Below are 18,853 nucleotides of genomic sequence, written 5' to 3' on the forward strand. Positions count from 1 at the left end.
GCAATGTGGGCCAGATTCCCATTTATTACAGCATGAAGAATACCGGCCGCCCCTTTCTGGCCGAGCAGAAATACACCAGCAAATACCTGGATGCGCCCAACGAACCTCTTTACCCCTTTGGCTGGGGCTTAAGCTATACCACCTTCCGCTATGATAATCTGCGTGTAAGCCAGCCTTCCATGGGGCCCAATGGGCGCATTACCATCCGGGCCACCATTACCAATACCGGCCAGCGTGCCGGTGAGGAAGTGGTACAGCTCTATGTGCGGGATCTGGTAGGCAGCGTAACCCGGCCCGTTAAGGAGCTGAAGGGTTTCCGCAAGATTTTGCTGCTGCCGGGCGAAAGCCGGGAAGTAGATTTTACCCTCTCCCCCCGGGATCTGGCCTTTTATACACGGGATATGAGCTTTAAGGCCGAGCCGGGTGAGTTTATGGTCTGGATAGGTCCCAACTCGGCCGAAGGGCTGGAAGGGCGCTTTACGCTCACCCCATAAGGTGTGTCTGAAAACTAACAGCGGCGCTGGAGGATATCCGGCGCCGCTGTTTTCTTGTAGGAATACGTGCTTGATCTAGCCCTGGTGGGTGGTGCGTATCTCATCTGCATCCACCAACTCTTTTTGGGCAGCGGGGGCTTCGGCTTCATCGGCAAAAAAGCGTCGCTGCATGATCAGGATCAGGGCAACTCCTATGAAGATGGCCGAATCGGCAATGTTAAACACCGGACGGAAGAAGATGAAATACTGGCCGCTCCAAACGGGAATCCATTCGGGCAGGTAGCCTTCATAGAGGGGAAAGTACAGCATATCGACCACCTGCCCATGAAACCAGGGGGTAGGGGCGCCCGGCACGGCATTGCCCTCCAGCAGTACGCCATAGAAAATGCTATCGATGAGGTTGCCCACGGCTCCGCCCAGAATAAGGGCCATGCTCCAGACCAGTCCGGCATGGGCCTTGCGGCGAATAAGCACCCAAATGTAGTAGGCAATGCCTACAGTAGCTGCCAGGCGAAACAGCGTTAACAGCAGCTTTCCCCATTCCCAGTCCAGCTTAAGGCCAAAGGCCATGCCGGGATTGAGCAGGTAGTGCAGGCGAAACCATTCGCCCAGTACATAGATCTCGCCAGACATGCCCGGCTCCATGTTAAAATGAACCAGTAGCTTTACAATCTGGTCAATGGCAATTACCCCCAGCGCTGCTAAATAGAACTTGATATACTTCACTCCTGTACCTGTTGCCGTTGTGCTTTTTGCTTAACAAAAAAAGTAACGCTAAAATTACAGGAATAATACAGATTTGCCAACCGATGCTGCCTACTAAAAAAATCCGGATCTTTGCCTCTCTGGAGGAGGCCGCCAAAGCGGTGCCGGCAGGTACACTCCGAAAGCTGCGCATTGGCGAAACGCTGCTCTGTCTGGCGCACACCCCCCAGGGCTTTATGGCCATGGCCGATACCTGCCCCCATCAGCAGGCCTCGCTAAGTGGCGGAGTGCTGGATGTACGCCTGCAGGTGGTGTGCCCCTTTCATCATTACCGCTACTCGCTGCATACAGGTGAAGAAGCCAGCCGCCGCACCGCCCCTGTGCAGACCTATGTGGTGGAGTCCAGCGAGGAAGGGGTATTTGTGCACCTGCCCCAAAAAAAATAACCGGAGCTACTGCTCCGGCCAAAGTACAGCTGTTTAACACCTATTCTTATAAGAAGTTGGCTCAGAATCCGTTCTCAGCTAAACGTTTTGCCGCTTAAGATGTTCATGAGTTTTCTGCGAAACTATTCTTTTTCTTCTGCTTATTTTTCGGCCCATGCGCTTGCTGCCTGTCTGCTAGTAGCTTGTAGCCTGCTGCCCGCTTCCGTATTTGCACAAAACCAGGATGGACAAAGCCTGCTCTGGAAGATAACGGGTCCCAATCTGCAGCAGCCCTCCTATCTGTACGGCACCATCCATGCCATTTGCGCTGAGGATATGGCCCTTTCGGCCAGCATGCAGCAGGCGCTGGAGCAAAGCCGGCAGCTGGTGCTGGAGGTAAACATTACCGATCCTGCCGAGCTGCTGCAGTTTCAGCAGGGCATGCAGGTGCCGGCCTCCCAACCGCTAAGCAGCTACTACTCGGCTGGGGAATACCAGCATGTAGAACGCTTTTCCGGGATTCCCTCAACATAGCCCTTGGCCAGCTGCAGCACATGAAGCCTTTTTTACAGCTCCCTGCTCTATCCCCGCCTGCTGGGCTGTACTGTGGCTTCCTATGAAGCGTTCTTAAGCCAGCAGATGGCGCAGCAGATCAAACCCGTTACGGGCCTGGAGAGTGCCCGGGACCAGCTGCGGGTGCTCGATGCCATTCCCTACCAGGAGCAGGCCCGCCTGTTGCTGGAGGCGGTGCAGGACTATCAGAAGCTGAAGGACGGCTACTGGAATATGGTGGTCAGCTACAAGAACCAGGACCTGCAGAGCCTCTACTATGTGGTGCGGGAGGTTAGCATGGGCATGAAGGACTATGAAAAGCTCCTCCTGACCGACCGTAACCGCCGCTGGATGCCTGCTATCGAAACCATGGCCCGCCAGCAGGCCTCCTTTTTTGCCGTAGGCGCCGCCCACCTGCCCGGCGAAAACGGCCTGATCAACCTGCTGCGCAGAAGGGGGTATAAAGTAGAGCCGGTGGTGGAGTAGACTGGTAGTTTACGTTTTAGAAATACTCGGCGGGCGGGTGCTCAATACCATTAAGGCAAAAAGGGTAGGTTCGGAGAACCCACCGAATGTACATCACAGGTTCAGGGAACCTGCGATAGTAGGAACGCAGTCTGGGGTTAATTATACAGAACAGAAAGTAAAAATGTAGTATGCGCTGCTAGTCTCATCCTGTCCCATAATTTTTCTGGAAAGATGTTTTATTGCCCGTTTCCTAGCGCAAGTCTTTAGTGTAGCCACCGAGGCCCGGCGGTGACTTGCGCTAGGAAAGTTAGTCGATCTAACTGTCGCAGGTTCTCCGAACCTGTGACATTAATTTTGGAGTTCTCCGAACCTGTGACATTAATTTTGGAGTTCTCCGAACTCCCACATAAGAGGAGACCTTAACTAAATGACATTGGGCGCTTTTGCAACACGTGTCCTCATCCCTCTTTTCCTACTCCTCCTCCCATACCCCCTCCAGCATGCGCAGGTGCGTTTGTGGCTCGGGCTGGGTCCAGGCAAGGTACATGCGATCCTTCAGCCGCTTTAGCTGCGGAAAGCCGCTTTTGCGGGCACCCAACCCACTGGCCACTATCTTCACCGGGCTCATTTGCCCATTGGCGCTTACCTGCCGCACCACCAGTTGCCCCTCCTTGTCCAGCCAGCTTAGCAGGGCCTTGTCTTCAGCGATCAGCTGAATGCTTACCCTCCCCATGGGTTGCAGGCTGTCGGCCAGGAGTACAGCACCCCAGCGCTCGCCGCCATTCTGGCTGAAGCGTACGTTTACCCGGTTGTTCCCATCGGCTCCGGTAAACCAGGCTACGGCTACGGCATCGCCCAGGGCATCGGCAGCAGGCCCGTTAACAGGGCAGGCGCGCATCTCCCAGCCATCGGCATGCAGGAGCTGCGGCTCCCCCCATTGCCCCCCCTGGTAGCGGGTGTACCAGATGTCGCGGATCTCCTCCTCGCTGCGATCGCGGTAGAAGGCCAGGGCGCCGCCGCTGGTGGCACCATAGCCGTATTGCAGCAATCGCAGGTGCGGCCATCCAGCTCCCGGGAGGGGAGCAGCTGGCCGTCTGGAGAGATGGTACGGAAACGAAGGGTCATTTCGCCCCCATGGGCATGGCCGTGGGGGTCTTCTGCGCCGGCATACTTCTGGCCATCCAGCCAGATAATGCCGGTGCTGCCATCAGGCATAGGGGCTGCACTTACAAAGCCATGCTCGGTGGCGGAGCTATCCACATGCAGCCGGCGGCTGTTTGTGGCATCTCCAGAAGCGCTGCTCTCCGACTGGTCGGCTTGCCACATCACATGATAGGCATAGGGGGCAGTGGGATCGGCTACCTGTAAATAGAGTACACCTGGTTTGCTACCTGAGGTAGGTACCAGATGGGGGTATCGGCCCAGTTGACCATCAGGTGCCGGCCGGCTGTTATTCGCTCTGGCAGTTGCCATGCACTACTGTCCGGATCCAGGGCCGTGCGCCAGAGAGAGGCCGAATCGGGCCGGTGCTGGACCAGCCAGCTCATCCACAGGCGGCCGCGGGCATCGGCCAGCAGATGCGGAAAGCGGGCCCCGCTGTCGGATGGCAGGGCTACTTCCTGAAAAGTCCAGGTGCCCCTTTCATCCGTAAGCGCATCGGTCTGTTTGCCTCCACAGGCCGACAGGATGATGCTACCGAGTAATATGGATAATATGGTGTTATGTATCTTCATTGGCCTACCATAAATACAGCATTGGTAAAGAATAATTTACCGCTATGCCAGAACGCTCTAAACAGGGGGTTATCCACCATGTAAATAATCTGTCCCTGTCCTTTTTCTTCTACACCAAACACGAGGGTATTGGCCAGACGCTCTTTGGCCTGCCGGCCTACAAAGCCACTTACCAGGGCGTTTTGAGAGCGGATGGTGCCAACGTTCCAGCCCCCCTTCAGGTACTGATAAGCTTCGGCATCGGTCTTCAGGGTAAAATAGGTATCGCCATAGCCAAAGGCCAGCGGATGGGTAGGGTCCAGCTGCACCCGGTAAATGCTGCCGGCATTGTAGTCGCTGATGGATTCCCGCTCCCGGTTCTGGTACTGGCGCAGGCGATCCTCCATATTTTCGTCTTTTTTATCCTCTCCTTCTTCAGAATCAGCTGATTTTCGCTCCAGGGCTATTCCTTCTTTGCCGGCAAAGGTGTTGATAGCATCGCCCATCAGAATCAGGCGGCCACCACCCCGTACCCAGCTCATGATCCGGTCCAGCATATCGCCGGAAGAAAGCGAGGAGTAGTAGCCGCTGGGCAGCACCAGCACATCAAACTTGGCCAGATCTACCCGGCTGATATAGTTGGTGCCCAAAATGGTAGCGGGATAGCCCAACTGCTGATCAAAGAAGTGCCACACCTCGCCAAAGGCCAGGGAAGAGACCCCCTCGCCGGAAAGCACAGCCACCCGTGGCGGCTTGATGTAGCGCACGGTAGAAGAGCCAAAATCCTTGCCTTCGGCCACAAAACCGGTGCTTACGCCCTGCAGCGGGCGCTCCCAGTTGCGGGCAGCTTCTCGCACGGCTGCATCAAAACGCTCGCCCAGCTGCTGGTTGCCCGTGCGGGTAATGATAAGCGATCCCCTGCCGTACTGCCGGTTGTTGGTGGTGAAGGGCTCCATGCTGTAGCGCACTTTTATGCCCTGCTGCAGCAGCTCGGCCAGAAAGCGGGCATCGTCAAGGCCCTGCCAGGGCAGCACATAGGCGTAGGGGGTATCATTGCTAAGGTTAAGGGCATAATCGGGCCGGGCTGTGGGGGTGCGGGCAGCCACGGCCTCGCTGGTGGCATAGGCCTCCAGCCCAAACACATAGGGTAGCGACCAGGCCGTAATGTCATAGGTGAGCGAATCGCTTACCTGGGTGGTAGGGTCCAGCAGCACCTGCACCAGCACGGCCTTGGGCTGGCGGGCCGAGATCACAATATCGCCGGCATTGGTTCGGAAGGAGCTCTGGCGCCCATCGGTATAGCTCCAGCCCTGCAGGCTGCGCTGGCCGGTGGCCTCTCCCCATTGGATCTGGTGCTGCTCCAGAAAATCGAGCAGCGCCTGGCGCTTGTTGCCTGCATTGCGGGCCGGTATCACATAGCTGCGGTACTGGCCGGGAGGGGTCTGGCTGGCCTTGCGGAAAAAGCCCTCGAAATTGCGCACCACCTGCTGGTGGTTGGTGGCGGTGGCTTCTATGGTAGAGATACTGGCGGTGTAATGGTGCAGAATGCGGTCTTTCAGGGTCAGGGTATCGCCCTCGTCGGTGACAATGGCCAGGCCTGCCCGGCCGGAGCCGCCCTGCTCGTAGGTCATGCCAATGGCGCCATTAAAGGTAGGGTAGGTATCGCCATAGCTGGGGTAGAGCAGATCAAAGCGCTCCCGGGTAAAGTAGAGCCAGCTGTTCTCATCAAAATAGCGGGTGTTGTTGAGGCCAATGAGGGTTTGAAACTCCCGCTGCCAGTCGGTAATGTACTGGTGAAAGGGCTCGGCTGCCGGGGCAAAGTAGTAGGGTTCGTTCACCCCCTGCTCATGAAAATCGGCATGGATGTGGGGCAGCCACTGGTTGTATACTTCCATGCGCTGCCGGCTTTCGCGCTGGGTCTGCCAGGCCCAGTCCCGGTTCAGGTCAAAGAGGTAGTGGTTGGCGCGGCCGCCGGGCCAGGGCTCCTGGTGTTCCCGGGCTTCGGGCAGGGCATTCAGCTGCTGGCCTACTACGGAATTGTACCAGTTCACATAGCGGTCCCGGCCATCGGGGTTTACGGCGGGGTCCATAATTACCAGCGTACGGTCCAGCCACTCGCTGATGCTGTCATTTTGGGGCTGTACCAGCTCATGTAGCACGGCCATGGCCGCTTCGGTGCTGACCGATTCATTGCCATGCACATTGTAGCTGAGCCAGACAATGGCAATGGGGTTGGCGCCATCATCGGGCGTGCCGGAGAGCAGGCCGGCCCGCCGCAGGTTATTCTGGCGGATCTGCTCCAGGCGGGCCAGGTTTTGGGGGCTGCTGATAAAGCTAAGCAGCAGGGGGCGGTGCTCGTAGGTAGTGCCGTATTCCTGCAGCTGTGCCTTATCGCTATTGGCGGCGATGTACTGGAAATATTGTACCACCCGGTAGTGGGGAGTAAAGCGGCTGCCCAGTGGATAGCCCAAAAATTCATCGGGGTTCTGGAGGTCTTGGGCCTGCAGGGAGAGCAGGGGCAGGAGCCATAGCAGGCTCAATAGGGATAAAAATCTCATACAAATGCAACTAAGAAAGGCAAAAGCTAGCCTATTTTGGGGGTTAATCCAATACTGGGCGCTGTTACCAGGCCTTGAACAAAAAGAAATGGTGTCCGTCGGGGCTGGCCAGAATGCCCTCTTCGGGCTCGGCACTATCTTCGGGCAGGCTATGGGCCAGGGCTATGCCCTGCCGGCGAAGCTGCTGCAGGCGCTCGGCCGCATCGGCATTAAAAAAGGTGACGGCAGGGCTGTGAAAGGGGTGGGGGCAGCTGCCTTCCTTGTAAAGCCCAATAGTAAGCAGGGGGCTGCTCATGCTAAGCCAGCTACTGCTATCCCCCTCGGGCATGGTCTTTTTAAAGCCCAGTGTTTGCCAGAACATACGGGCTGCCTGCAGATCGGCTACCTCCAGGCTCAGCTCATAAAAGCTGCCGCAGCGGCTCTCTACCGCCTCATCGGGCAGGGGGATGTCATAATCGTGCAGGTGCAGCCAGTAAACGGCCAGGCCGCCGGGTGCTACTACACGCACTTTGTTGTCCTGTACGGCCGTTTGCAGGCCGGTCTGCTGCAGCTCGGCCGCCAGGCTATCCAGGCTTTGTTCGGTAAAGAGCAGCAGGCTTTCGCGCCAGCGGTCGGCCGGACTTAGCTGCAGGTGCAGCCGGCCATCGGTAAAGACCCTTGAGCCGGGGATCACAGGGGGGTACAGCTCGCTGAAACCCAGCCCTATAAGCCAGTCGGCGGTGGCTGTACTGCTCTGTACCGGCAAATTGATGAAATAATGATGGGCCCTTTGCATAAAATTTTTACAGCACTATTTAGGAGTAAGATACGGGTAAAATCCTGAATAGAGGTGTCTGCTGCTATTTTATGCACTCTATTAGTTGTACTATACCCAAAAACCTGTGGAAGTGCCCTGCGTAAATATAGGGTATAGCCCCCGGGTGCTTTTTAGTTTTCGAATAAAATATTGAACTTTACATGTTATCTTAACAGCAGACTGTTTATCCCATTTGCCTCTCTGGAGTGAGGGGAAGGTATTGGCACGAGGCTTGTTATGACAATTATGTGCAGTTTGCAGGACTACTACTCTTGATGAATTCCAGATTGGTGCGACAAATGGTGGTTAAACTGATGGCAACGGCCTGTATCCTGCTGATGGGATCGGTGCTGGCTGCTGCCCAACAGCTGTACCCCATGCGTAAGTTTGACCGCTGGGGGTATATCGATGGGTCGGGCAAGTGGGTAATTCCCCCCAAATACCAGATGGCGCTTGATTTTCATGACGGTCTGGCCATGGTAAAGGATACCTACCAGGGGGGTGAGGTCTGGGACTTCATCAACGAAAAGGGACAGAAGGTGATCCAGTCCGAATACTTCGGCTTTGGTACCTTTCTGAAACTCTTCGACTATAAGGTGACCATTCTTCCGCATCAGCATTTTTCAGAAGGTCTTATTCCGGCTTCTATCCAGATCCTGGACCCCAACTACCGGGGCGAGCCCGTAAGCGGCTACCTGAACAAGGAGGGCCAGCTGGAGATCTACGGCTATTACGATAAGGTAGGCAATTTTCAGGACGGCATGGCCCGGGTGGAAAAAGGAGGGAAGGCCGGCTTTATCAACCGCAATGGCGACTGGGCCATTGCCCCTATCTTTGGCGCTGCCGGGTCTTTTTCAAACGGACTGGCCCCTGCGCAGGATTATGCCAGCGGCAAGTGGGGCTTTATCGACAAAAAAGGAAAGTTTGTGATTGCGCCCCAGTTCAGCAAGGCCCGGGATTTTACCAACGGCCTGGCCGCTGTCTGGAAAGACTTTAAGTGGGGCTACATTATGCCCGATGGCTCCTTTGCAATACCACTGCAGTACCGCGCCGCCGATTCGTTTTCCGATGGCTTTGCCTTTGTCACCACTGATAAGGATGCTTACTTTATTGACCGGCACGGAAACCGCGCCTTTGATACCGGCCTCTACGAAAAGATGTGCCAAAGCCGCGCTTTTGTGAATGGCGCTGCCCTGATGTCGATTTCGCCGGCCAACAGGGGCTGTAATCCCTACCGGCTGGTTGAAGATATTGTACTGGTGGAGGATACCAACCTGCTGGTGTATGTGAATGCCCAGGGCGAGATCTTTTACCGCCAGGATATGGAGGAGTATTACTCCATCAATAAAATACGCCGCCCTTAATTCAAAGGGCGGCGTACTGCATTTCGATTTACTCTAAGGGAGGATTTTGGGGCCGAACAGGGGTAGGGGTCTCCTTATTGCCGATGGGCTGAGGCGGTATGTGGGCTGCCGGCCGGTCGGTATTTCCCTGCAGGTACACATTGCGCATCAGGTCCCGCGCCTGTGGCTCATCCTGCCGGCTTACAAACACCTCGGCGGCAAAATCGGGGGCGGCGGTTACCCAGCCGGCATCCAGGTTTTCCTGCATGTGGTTGCGTACCAGCGAGCCTATGTTGTTTTGCGCCAGAAAATCATGAATGGCATCGGCCTCAACGGCCGGTCCCTGAAAAATCGAGATCGTGTTTTTATCTTCCATGGTAAATGTCGGTTTAAAAATTCAGCTCCTGAAGTACTGTATAAACGGCGAAGCAGGGCAGGGGTTTTTTACAAAAACTCATTCTTTCAACAATTCACCCACCGGCTACCCCCTGCGCTGGTACAGTTCTAGGGCGTGGGTCAGGGTGCTGCTGCTAAAAGCTGTAGGTTTACTTATTTGAACACATAGCGCAGCGAGAGGTTTCCTTCATAGTAGGTTGCTCCTTGTCCTCCCAGTATTCCTTTTCTACCACCAGCACCATCGCCAAAATAGCCGGAGTCGTTTGTCAGCATCAGGCGCAGGCGTTCGCTCTGAAATCCCAAATGAATGCCAGCATTGTTTACCCCCCAGATAAACTGCTTGTAGCGAAAGTTCAAATTGAAGGCTTCTACATATTGATCAAGTTTATTCTTGGCGTAGACACCTACTCCATACTTATGGTAGGGAGAGGTTATCAACAGTACAAGCTGTGGAGTGACTGAAAAATTAGCATCCGAGCTTTTTTGAAAGGTATAGCCTGCCTGCAAATAGGAAGTGAAGTGCTTTTGAGGTTTACGACCGTCCGGTGCCTGGTATCCATCTATACCATTGAACGAGTACCCAATGTAGTACTTTGGAGTATTCCATAGGATGCCCAATCTGCTGCCAAAGCCCTCTAGTTGATAATCCAACCAATTCTGTTTATTTGATCCTTTTAAATAGTTCAGTGTAATAAAAGGGGAAAGGGTATATTTTCCTTTTATAGAAAATTTTGGGGCTATATCAAGGGCATAATACTGGTCTCTGAGGTCTAATACCGAAGGATAATACCCTTCTTGATTATCTGAAAGCTGCTCAATCCGACCAGCCCTCCTGTGGGCAGAAAAACCTATTCCTGTTCGCAAGGCTGGTATAAACTGGTCGTAAGAGAGTGCAAAGGCATAAAAATTAATGCGCTCTCTACTAGGAAAATGGCGCCAGACATAGCCCGTATACAAATTTAGTCTTGGGCTACCAGTCTCGCCCGCAAAAGCCCCGGTGTACTGGGTGGGCATGGAACCCAGGGGTTCGTGTAGTCTTACACCACGGCTAAGGTCTCTTTGTCCATAGCAGGATAAAGACAATAACATACCACACCAGAAAATTCCGGCTTTTAAATAGGAGTGAAGCATGGAAGGAAAGGGTTAAAAGTTCTTTGTATCCAGAGGAACCACGTAGGGGCGGTTACCCTTCATAAATTCGTTAGCCTGTTTTTGGCGCAGCGCTTTTTCTTTCATGTGCCGGATCTGGCGGGCCTGCTGCCGGCTGATCTGCTTTGGAGCTATCTGCCGGGGCTGTGCCTTTGCGGGCAGGGGATACAGGGGTGGCAGCACTCGTTGGACCTGCACTTCTGCTGGCGCCTGCTTATCCAGTACGGGCAGTTGCTCTGCCAGGGGCACTACGGGAGACTGTAGGAGCGGGGATGCCGCCTGTAAAGGCTGTCTGCTACCAATGCTGCTCGCAGCGGCCTGCTCTATCGGGCTGGCCGCATCGCTTAAAGGGGGTGCTGCTTCCTGCAGTTTCTGGGGGGGCTGGTGCAGGCTGTCTTTTGCCAGGTCTTGGGCCTGTTGCTCCGCATGGGCAGGCGGTAGCTGCAGGGGGTAGTGGGCGGCCGGCATTAGGCTTAGCAGCAGCAGGAGCACCACTGACCAGGCTAGTCCGGAATACGAAAGGCCTGGGGACGCCTGCGGAATCTTCAGCAGTGCTGCCTCCAGCTGGCCGGTGGGATAATAGGGCTCCGCCACCACACTTGCCTGCCAGCTGCTGAGGGCTGCCTGTAGGGCCGGATCGGCGGCCAGCGCCTGCTCAAGCATAGCGGCTTTTTCTTCGGGCAAGTTGCCTTCCAGGTAGTCGAAGAGGAGCAGGTCCCTGCTTTCTTCATCCCATATGAACGATGATGCCGTGCTCATGCCTTTTCCAGCTTGTTAATGGTTTCCTTTACCCGTTGCCTGGCCCTGAACAGGTAGACTTTTACCTGCGATTCGCCCAGGGCCAATATCTCGCCGATCTCCCGGTACTCATAGCCTTCCAGGTCTCGCAGCAGCAAAATGGATTTCTGAAGGGGAGGTAAGTCGTTCAGGATCTTTTCCAGGAGTTCCCGCGTATCCCAGCCATGCTGCTGGTATACCGGCTGCAGGGGGGTACTGTCCTGAAGGGGTACGCTCCTGGCATTGGTCTTCAGGTGGGTACACAGGGCATGGTAGGCCACCGAAAAAAGCCAGGCTTTCACCTTTTGCGGATTTACCGATTCCCGGTGCTGCCACAGTTTTAGGTAGCAGTCCTGCACCAGGTCATTAACCGCATCTTCGTCGCGCAGAGCTTTGTACAGGAAGCGGAATATATTTTTGGTATATTCCTGAACTGCCGCATTATATTCCTGAACCGAGATCATTCACTCCAAAGATAGCTGTGCCCGTTTTGCCGTAGGACAGTTTAAGCAGGCAAAAGTTACAGGTGAACAAAAATATTTTTTGTTAGGGAGTATTTCTGCATTCCCTGTAAGGCAACGAAAGGGGTTTCTGGAGGGTGTACCCAGCAAAAAAAGGCCTGCTAATCTTGTATAAAAGATCAGCAGGCCCTATGGTGATGATTACTGATGTTACTTATGCCACCGGTGTTTTTTGCCGCTCGCTTTGGCCGGACGATTCCTCGGCATAGATGCTTTCTACTAGCGACTGGTACTGCTCCATAATGCGGCGGCGCTTGAGCTTAAGGGTAGGGGTAAGCTCGCCCCCTTCGATCGACCAGGGCTTGTCCAGTATGCGGAACTGTTTGATTCTTTCCCACTGCCCAAAATCCTCGTTGTATTTTTCGATATCGCGCTCGAATTTTTCCACCACCAGCGGATGACGGAGCATTTCGCTATCAGTGCTATAGGGGATTTCTTTATGCTCGCACCAGCTGCGCAGGGCATCCAGGTTAGGCACAATGAGCGCTGCCGGAAAGCGGTGGCCTTCGCCTACTACCATCACCTGCTCTACCAGGGGCGATTCCTTGATCTTATTTTCCAGCACCTGTGGGGCAATATACTTGCCGCCCGAGGTCTTGAACATTTCTTTTTTGCGGTCGGTAATGCGCAGAAAGCGGCCCTCAGCCAGCTCACCCACATCGCCGGTATGGAACCAGCCATCGGCATCAATCACCTCGGCGGTAAGGTCGGGGCGGCCCCAGTAGCCTTTCATCAAATTAGGCCCCTTGGTGAGGATTTCGCCATCGGGGGCTATCTTCACCTGTATACCTTCCAGAAGCTCGCCTACGTAGCCAATACGTACCCTCTCCGGGTCCATGCGGGTGAAGCTGATACCCGGCGAGGTTTCGGTCAGGCCATAGGCCTCGCATACCGGTATACCCCCTGCCCAGAATACCCGGGCCAGGCGTGGCTGCAGAGCGGCCGCTCCGGATACAATCATCTGGATGTTGCCTCCAAGCGCTTCCCGCCATTTGCTGAAGATAAGCTTGTTGGCCAGCTTTAGCTGCGTATTGTACCACCAGCCCTGGTCCCTGGCCGGATCATGCTCATTGCCCAGCGCCAGTGCCCAGAAGAAGAGTTTGCGTTTTACACCCGTCAGCTCCATGCCCTTAGCCACAATCTTGGCATAGACTTTTTCCAGCAGGCGGGGCACAGTGGTGAAAAAGTGCGGTTTGATCTCCTTTAGATTTTCGCCAATGGTTTCCATGCTTTCGGCATAGTAGATGCTGGCGCCCACATTGAGGTAGGCATAAACGGCCGTGCGCTCAAAAATGTGGCAGATGGGCAGAAAGCTCAGCACCCGCATCTGAGAGCCTTCCATGGGGAAAAGATCGGCCACGGCCTGGGCATTGCTCAGAATGTTATGGTGAGTGAGCATTACCCCCTTGGGGTTGCCGGTGGTGCCCGAGGTATAGATGATGGTGAGCAGATCTTCGGCAGAAACATCGGTCTTGAGGGGGTCGAGCTGTTTGGGATCTTCCCCTTTGCCTTCGGTGAGCACACTTAGCCAGCGGGGCGCATCGGGCACCGAATCAAAGGTATAGACGGGAATAGGGCTGGGGAGCTCATTCGCAGCGCTGGTGGCTTTCTGGTAGAGATCGGCATCGGCCACAAACACCATTTTGGCGCCCGAATCTTTGAAGATAAAGGCAAACTCCCGTACCGAAATGGTTGGGTACATGGGCACACTAATGGCGCCCAGCTGTTGCAGGGCAAAATCTACAAAATTCCACTCGGGCCGGTTAGGGGAGATGATAGCGACCCGATCGCCTTTTTCGATCCCCTTTTTGCGCAGGCCAATGCTCATCTGGTTTACGATGTTGATCACCTCTTCGGTGCTGTAGCTGGTCCATTGGCCTCCCTGTTTATAGGCCAGGGCATCGGGTTTGGGGAACTTCTTTAGCTGCTGGGGCAGCAGGTCGAAAAGGCGGCTTGGCTTCATAGGAGTAAAAATTATACTATTTTCAAAAAATATAGCATATATATCCTGATTTTGCAAATTTGGCCGATTTGACAGGCGTTTGGCCACTAGCCCTTCTGCGCTGTGCTGCTTGGTATAGCCAGGTCGGACTTTGCTTTTTCGTCCACAGCTGTGTGCACAACGGTGGATAACGTATTAGGAAGGCGCAAAAAAAGGGATCGCTTTTTCGGCTATCCCTTTCAACATGTGTGACTCGCTGCACGTTAATTTGCGAAATCGCCGCGCAGGCTGCGGAAGCGCTTGCGGGCCTCAGCTACATAGACACTGCCAGGAAATCGCTTCATGAATTCGCCGTACTGCTCCATGGCGGTTTCCCTTTCTTTCAGGTATTCTTCCACAATCCTGGCCCGCAGAAACCAGGCATCATCGGCCAGGATATCATGCGACCAGTTGTCCACCACCTTGGTAAGTTTATCCACCGCTTCCGGAAAACGGCCCAGTTCTATCAGGATCTGCGCCTGCTTGTAGAGAATCTCGTCGGTAAGGCTATGGCCGGCAAAGTCGGTAAGCATGGCATTTAGCGCCCTGAGGGCTTCATCTTTTTTATTTTGGAACAAGAGCAGCTCGGTGGCGGCATAGCGCTGCATGGGCAGGTCGGTAGAGTCCATAAAGCTGTTGTTCTTGATCAGCTGGCTTAGCGACATGGCATCGTTGGCAATCTCCCGGCTGGTGGCCTCTTTCAGCACATCCAGATGCCCCTGGGCCAGGGCAAATTCTCCTTTGAAGTAGGAGAGGCGGGCGTTGCGCAGCTTGGCTTCATAGCCAAGCGGATCGTCTTTGAAAGCCTTCTCTACCTGCGAGTACAGCAGGGTTGCCTCCCAGGGCTCGCCCATCAGCAGGTAGATATCGCCCTGCGTCATCTTGCTCTGGCCCCGCAGGCGGGCAGGAGCGCGGGGATTCTGGATCAGCTCGGTAAGGATTTCGGTGGCGCGGTCCTTTTCATCCAGGTAAAAGGCATAGAGCATGGCCATGCTGTTTTGGGCATCCATAGCGGTAGGGGTATTCTCGGCATCCTGTACCAGGCTTCTGTAGTCGGTTATCAGCTTGCGGATCTCGGCCGTATCGACCGGGTAGGTGCTTTTGACCAGATTTTCGCGGGACAGGATCAGGTAGCGGCGCCCCAGAAAACGATCGGGCGAGCTGGAAAAGCTTTGGTTGATGTATTCAAATATTTTGCTGGCGGCCTGATAGTCTTTATTCTCCAGGGCAATCTGGCCAATTTCCATGAGCTGCTCAGAACCGGTGCGGAAGCGGCGCTGCAGGGCCCGCGCCTGCACAAAGGCGCCGTAAAAGTTCTTTTGCTGCAGGTTGAGCCAGATGAGCAGATCGCCAAACTGCCGGTTATCGGGCTCCTGCTGCACTTTTTCCAGCAGAAGCGTTTCCAGGGCCTGTATGTCTTCTGGCTTGTTCAGCACATTTTGCAGCATGTTCTGAGCATGCTGCAGGCGGGTGGGGTTCTGGCGGATGTAGCGAAAGTATTCTTCGAACATCTGCGTCTGGTTGCCCAGCACATTATACAGCACGGCCATTTGCAGGGAGTAGGTCTCGTCGGGATCACGCTGCACCTCCCGGGCCCGCTCATAGGTACGCAGGGCTTTTTCATACAGACGGGCGCCCATGAATTGCTGGGCCACAACATGCGTTTTGAAATTGTTGGCCGCGGCAGCCTCTATAATTTCTCCAAAGAGCTTCTCGGCCTTTTTGGTCTCCCCCTGCTGGCTGTACATCTGGGCCAGCTCTATCTGAAAACGCTCGGCATTGGCCCGGTTGCGGATCAGGCGCAGCAGGTAGCGTTCGGCCGTTTTGTAATCGTCCTGACTTAGTAACAGGCTCAGATAATTGGTGTGGATATGTGCAATGTTGGCCTCGTCTTTGGCCAGCTCTTCGTATAGCTGGCGCGCTTTTACCAGATCGCCCCGCTGATAATACTCATCGGCCAGGTTGATCTCCTGCTGCTGCTGAGCCAGGCCCAGCAGGGGCAGTATGAAAAGAAGAAACAGACCGAAAAATTTTTGGATGCCGGCACTTATACACATATCACCACATTCTAGTATTTATTAATAAATAAATATCTATCTATTTTATTGTTTCTATTAAGGTGTGAAAAGGTTAATAAGTCGCATATTTTCTCTACTTTGCCTTTCCACCCCTGTGGATATCTCAAGAAACAGTTTAGATAACAGGATATAAGTTTCTATTTATTAGGTAGTTATCGTTATCCACTTGTAGTTCCACATTAAGCTTTTAAAGCTGTTGATAAATTCCTGCTATGTGGACACTGCTGAGGCTGTCTATGGATAAGTAAGCCGTAATCCACCGCAGGGGTAGTGCCCGGCCTTCTCCACATTACTTATCGACAGCGCTTCTCCACTTATACACAGCTTTTACAGCTGAATTTCCGGATGCTGGATCTCCCTGTGCCTTGATACTGATGGGATCGGGGTAGACATACACAGGCTCCGGTGCCTGCAGCTTCCGTATATTACCGGCATCCCAGCGGCCGTTGTTGTTTAAATCCCGAATGATGCGCAACCTGTATTCGCCCGCCTCTACAAAGCGGAATGTGTAGCTGCGCGCATTGTATTGCTCGGCTACCACCTCAAAATTATTGGCGCGTACTAACTGAAGTATAAAATTAGTTTCAGCGCTTTGTATGGTGCCGCTGATAATGCCGGTCTGGCTTTCCTGTGCAATTTTATAGCTAACTTCTTGATTATCAAGGGTATCTGATTCCACACTCTGTATACTTCCCTTTGGAATAAGCAGGCGGGCGTTTTGGCCTGCACCTTCCGATCCCTGGCGGGCCAGGGTTTGTGCATCGGCAGTGGCGGAAGGCGGCTGTACGGCACGCCTGGGAGGCTGTAGGGTTTTCTGAAGTCGCAGCTTATCCCGTCGTTCATTCCAGCGTACATCTGCTGGTGCAAATCCCTGAAAGGTGATGCTGTCATATACCAGGCGAATACTGTCCAGGCGCAGGGAGGCAATGGGTTTGTTAAAGGTCAGCTCAAAGGTAACGGTTCGGCTCAGGGCAGTGTTTGCCTTCGGCAGTACACTGGTGGTTACAAGGGCTTCCCGCTTACGGCGTCCGGGCTCAAAGCGGATCATGATCTGCTGCTCCAACTGCTGCTGCAGTGAGTCCCAGGCCAGCAGTGTGGCCCCCAGGCTATCCTGCAGGGCAAAGGGGTAAATGCGAATCTTTTTCTGCTCTTCTATAAAGTTGCTGGCAATACTATCACCCGTATTCAGCTGCAGGCGGTAATTCTGCATGGATTTGTTAAAGGTAACTTCATAATAACCGGCTGTGGTCGGGCGTGCATTTGTAATGGCAGGCACATCGGCATTTGCTCTAAAGGTTGAAATGTTGATAGAATCCTGTGATGCCTGCAGCTGCAGCGTATCGGGCCAGAAGCCATAGGCTTCATCCTTTGACTGTAGCGTCAGGTTATTATTCTTATCATTAAAGGCATAGACCAGGTAGCGGCCCCGTTTCAGGTTACGGATCTCGTAGTTCCCCTCCTTATCGGTTTTGGTAAAATAGAGCGGCTTATCGCTGAAGATGTTCAGGGTGTCTCTGGCATCATAAATGGCCACTGTTGCTCCATCTGCAGCGGCATTGGTGAGCGCACGCTGTACATTTCCCTGAAGGCGCAGGGAATCCAGGTAACTGCCGGTGCTGAAGGCCAGGTAGAGGTTTGGAACGGGATTACCTTCTGTGATATCTACAATACCGTCTCTGAAGTTAAAGGTATAGGTGGTACTGTCGGCAAAGGGCTTATCAAACCGCAGCTCTACCACATTTCGGTTTACCCGTGTTTTGTAGGGTACCGAGGTACGGGGGCTGATAATGAGCTGGCTCTGGAGATTTTTAAGCACTACCGCTTCGCTGAACTCCATGCGTATAATACCCTGCTTGTAATTTACACTCCCGCTCAGGGGTAGCGACGTTAGCAGTTGGGGAGGGATGGTATCTTTACTACCGCCGGTAGGACTGCCTACATTGGCACAGCCCGTGGTTCCATACCAAAGCGCAGCGATGATCAGAAGGAAGGAGAGACTGACGTAAATCCTCATGCGTGTTGCAGAATATATATTAAGCTTGAGTAGTTATTTTGGTGATTGCTGGCCCACAGGTTGCTTTTAAGACCGGTGCTGATGGCCTTCAGGTAATTGGTGCGTCCATGTTTATACCCCTCGCTCAGCAGGCTTACATAGAAGGCATCAAAGCGCATAGGTGCTACCCCCTTTACGGCAAAGCCCCATTTTTTAGCCAGGCGCTGCATCACCTCCTGATTGAAGTGATACAGGTGACGGGGCACATCCCATGCGGCCCAGGCGGCGCCATAATACTGGGCATCGTAGCTTTGCGGGTTTGGCACGGCTATAAACAGGCTACCCTGTTTGTGGAGCAGGTCTTTGAGCTGGGTCATGGTTTCGGAAAGGTCATACACATGCTCCAGTACATGCCAGAGGGTAATAGCCTGAAAGCGCCGTGTGGCAGGTATGTTTCGCAGAAGCGGATGAAGGGCTTGCGCCAACCGGCTTTCTGCCTGTGCCCGTGCGCCCTCATTAATTTCTACTCCTTCTACCTGCCAGCCCTTTTCCTTTGCTTTGGCCAGAAAATGCCCTGTTCCGCAGCCGATATCCAGCAGCTCACCCTGCGGGCTCCATTTCTGTATCAACGCTACTTTCTGCCGCAGGGTATATTCCCGTACCAGTTTATAGGCCCGGTTCACCAGCGTATTTCCCTGGTCGGTATGAGAGATGTAAGTGGCCGATTCGTAGTATTTACCCAGTTCTGCTTCGGTCGGACGGGGGTTGGTAAAGAGCAGCCGGCACTGCTGGCACTCTTCTATGGTAAACCGCTCCTGGCTTAGGTTGTAGTCTTTGCTGCTGATGAACAAACGGAACTGCCCGCTATGACAAAGCGGGCAGTGCTGTAGCTGTTGGTGCATAGG

The 18,853-nt window shown here is 54.1% G+C and carries 16 protein-coding genes and 1 pseudogene; 4 read left to right on the top strand and 13 right to left on the bottom strand.

All coding sequences use genetic code 11. The features are described 5' to 3' along the window. The coding region (locus ADICEAN_RS08370) for a fibronectin type III-like domain-contianing protein (RefSeq protein ID WP_040396564.1) at positions 1-494 on the top strand (494 nt) is incomplete at its 5' end. Positions 495-569: 75 nt separating this feature from the next. Here ADICEAN_RS08370 and ADICEAN_RS08375 read toward each other — a convergent pair. Beyond that, positions 570-1,220, bottom strand: coding sequence for a lipoprotein signal peptidase (locus ADICEAN_RS08375; RefSeq protein ID WP_009195141.1), 651 nt, complete (start codon positions 1,218-1,220; stop codon positions 570-572). Between the two features lie 83 nt (positions 1,221-1,303). Here ADICEAN_RS08375 and ADICEAN_RS08380 point away from each other — a divergent pair, with 83 nt between their 5' ends. Together ADICEAN_RS08380 and ADICEAN_RS23225 are read left to right on the top strand one after the other, a co-directional pair. Continuing rightward, the gene (locus ADICEAN_RS08380) at positions 1,304-1,645 is read left to right on the top strand and encodes a Rieske (2Fe-2S) protein (RefSeq protein ID WP_009195142.1); all 342 of its coding nucleotides are present in this window, start codon (positions 1,304-1,306) and stop codon (positions 1,643-1,645) included. Positions 1,646-1,750: 105 nt separating this feature from the next. After that, positions 1,751-2,662: pseudogene (locus tag ADICEAN_RS23225) on the top strand (TraB/GumN family protein). 454 nt (positions 2,663-3,116) lie between these two features. Here ADICEAN_RS23225 and ADICEAN_RS08395 read toward each other — a convergent pair. The 4 genes from ADICEAN_RS08395 to ADICEAN_RS08410 all read right to left on the bottom strand — a co-directional run bounded on the left by ADICEAN_RS08395 (position 3,117) and on the right by ADICEAN_RS08410 (position 7,659). Beyond that, the gene (locus ADICEAN_RS08395) at positions 3,117-3,692 is read right to left on the bottom strand and encodes a hypothetical protein (protein WP_009195145.1); all 576 of its coding nucleotides are present in this window, start codon (positions 3,690-3,692) and stop codon (positions 3,117-3,119) included. A gap of 310 nt (positions 3,693-4,002) precedes the next feature. Next, positions 4,003-4,377 carry a hypothetical protein gene (locus ADICEAN_RS08400; RefSeq protein ID WP_009195146.1) on the bottom strand — a complete coding sequence of 125 codons (375 nt, stop codon included), beginning with the start codon at positions 4,375-4,377 and terminating at the stop codon, positions 4,003-4,005. Further along, positions 4,374-6,914 carry a M14 metallopeptidase family protein gene (locus tag ADICEAN_RS08405; RefSeq protein WP_040396565.1) on the bottom strand — a complete coding sequence of 847 codons (2,541 nt, stop codon included), beginning with the start codon at positions 6,912-6,914 and terminating at the stop codon, positions 4,374-4,376. Before ADICEAN_RS08405 ends, ADICEAN_RS08400 begins: the two co-directional genes overlap by 4 nt. A 64-nt stretch (positions 6,915-6,978) precedes the next feature. Further along, on the bottom strand, positions 6,979-7,659 hold the full coding sequence (locus tag ADICEAN_RS08410) for a hypothetical protein (protein WP_161622675.1): 681 nt from the start codon (positions 7,657-7,659) through the stop codon (positions 6,979-6,981). A gap of 365 nt (positions 7,660-8,024) precedes the next feature. Here ADICEAN_RS08410 and ADICEAN_RS08415 point away from each other — a divergent pair, with 365 nt between their 5' ends. After that, positions 8,025-9,074, top strand: a complete 1,050-nt coding sequence (locus tag ADICEAN_RS08415; protein WP_236612886.1) for a WG repeat-containing protein — start codon at positions 8,025-8,027, stop codon at positions 9,072-9,074. 28 nt (positions 9,075-9,102) lie between these two features. Here the strand turns inward: ADICEAN_RS08415 and ADICEAN_RS08420 are convergent, their stop codons facing one another. The 8 genes from ADICEAN_RS08420 to ADICEAN_RS08455 all read right to left on the bottom strand — a co-directional run bounded on the left by ADICEAN_RS08420 (position 9,103) and on the right by ADICEAN_RS08455 (position 18,850). Further along, positions 9,103-9,429: a putative signal transducing protein gene (locus ADICEAN_RS08420; RefSeq protein ID WP_009195150.1), complete on the bottom strand. Its 327-nt coding sequence runs from the start codon at positions 9,427-9,429 to the stop codon at positions 9,103-9,105. A 173-nt stretch (positions 9,430-9,602) separates the two neighbouring features. After that, on the bottom strand, positions 9,603-10,580 hold the full coding sequence (locus ADICEAN_RS22305) for a hypothetical protein (RefSeq protein WP_009195151.1): 978 nt from the start codon (positions 10,578-10,580) through the stop codon (positions 9,603-9,605). A gap of 12 nt (positions 10,581-10,592) precedes the next feature. Next, entirely contained in the window at positions 10,593-11,357 is a 765-nt protein-coding gene (locus ADICEAN_RS08430; RefSeq protein ID WP_009195152.1) for an anti-sigma factor, read from the bottom strand. Further along, positions 11,354-11,839: an RNA polymerase sigma factor gene (locus ADICEAN_RS08435; RefSeq protein ID WP_009195153.1), complete on the bottom strand. Its 486-nt coding sequence runs from the start codon at positions 11,837-11,839 to the stop codon at positions 11,354-11,356. Before ADICEAN_RS08435 ends, ADICEAN_RS08430 begins: the two co-directional genes overlap by 4 nt. Before the next feature lie 211 nt (positions 11,840-12,050). After that, positions 12,051-13,859 carry an AMP-dependent synthetase/ligase gene (locus tag ADICEAN_RS08440; RefSeq protein WP_009195154.1) on the bottom strand — a complete coding sequence of 603 codons (1,809 nt, stop codon included), beginning with the start codon at positions 13,857-13,859 and terminating at the stop codon, positions 12,051-12,053. Positions 13,860-14,101: 242 nt separating this feature from the next. Further along, the gene (locus ADICEAN_RS08445; protein WP_009195155.1) at positions 14,102-15,934 is read right to left on the bottom strand and encodes a tetratricopeptide repeat protein; all 1,833 of its coding nucleotides are present in this window, start codon (positions 15,932-15,934) and stop codon (positions 14,102-14,104) included. Between the two features lie 310 nt (positions 15,935-16,244). Next, complete coding sequence (locus ADICEAN_RS08450; protein ID WP_009195156.1) at positions 16,245-17,969, bottom strand: Ig-like domain-containing protein; 1,725 nt, start codon at positions 17,967-17,969, stop codon at positions 16,245-16,247. Continuing rightward, positions 17,966-18,850, bottom strand: coding sequence for a class I SAM-dependent methyltransferase (locus ADICEAN_RS08455; protein WP_009195157.1), 885 nt, complete (start codon positions 18,848-18,850; stop codon positions 17,966-17,968). Before ADICEAN_RS08455 ends, ADICEAN_RS08450 begins: the two co-directional genes overlap by 4 nt. Between the last annotated feature and the right edge of the window lie 3 nt (positions 18,851-18,853).

The organism is Cesiribacter andamanensis AMV16, from assembly GCF_000348925.1.
GTDB lineage: Bacteria > Bacteroidota > Bacteroidia > Cytophagales > Cyclobacteriaceae > Cesiribacter > Cesiribacter andamanensis.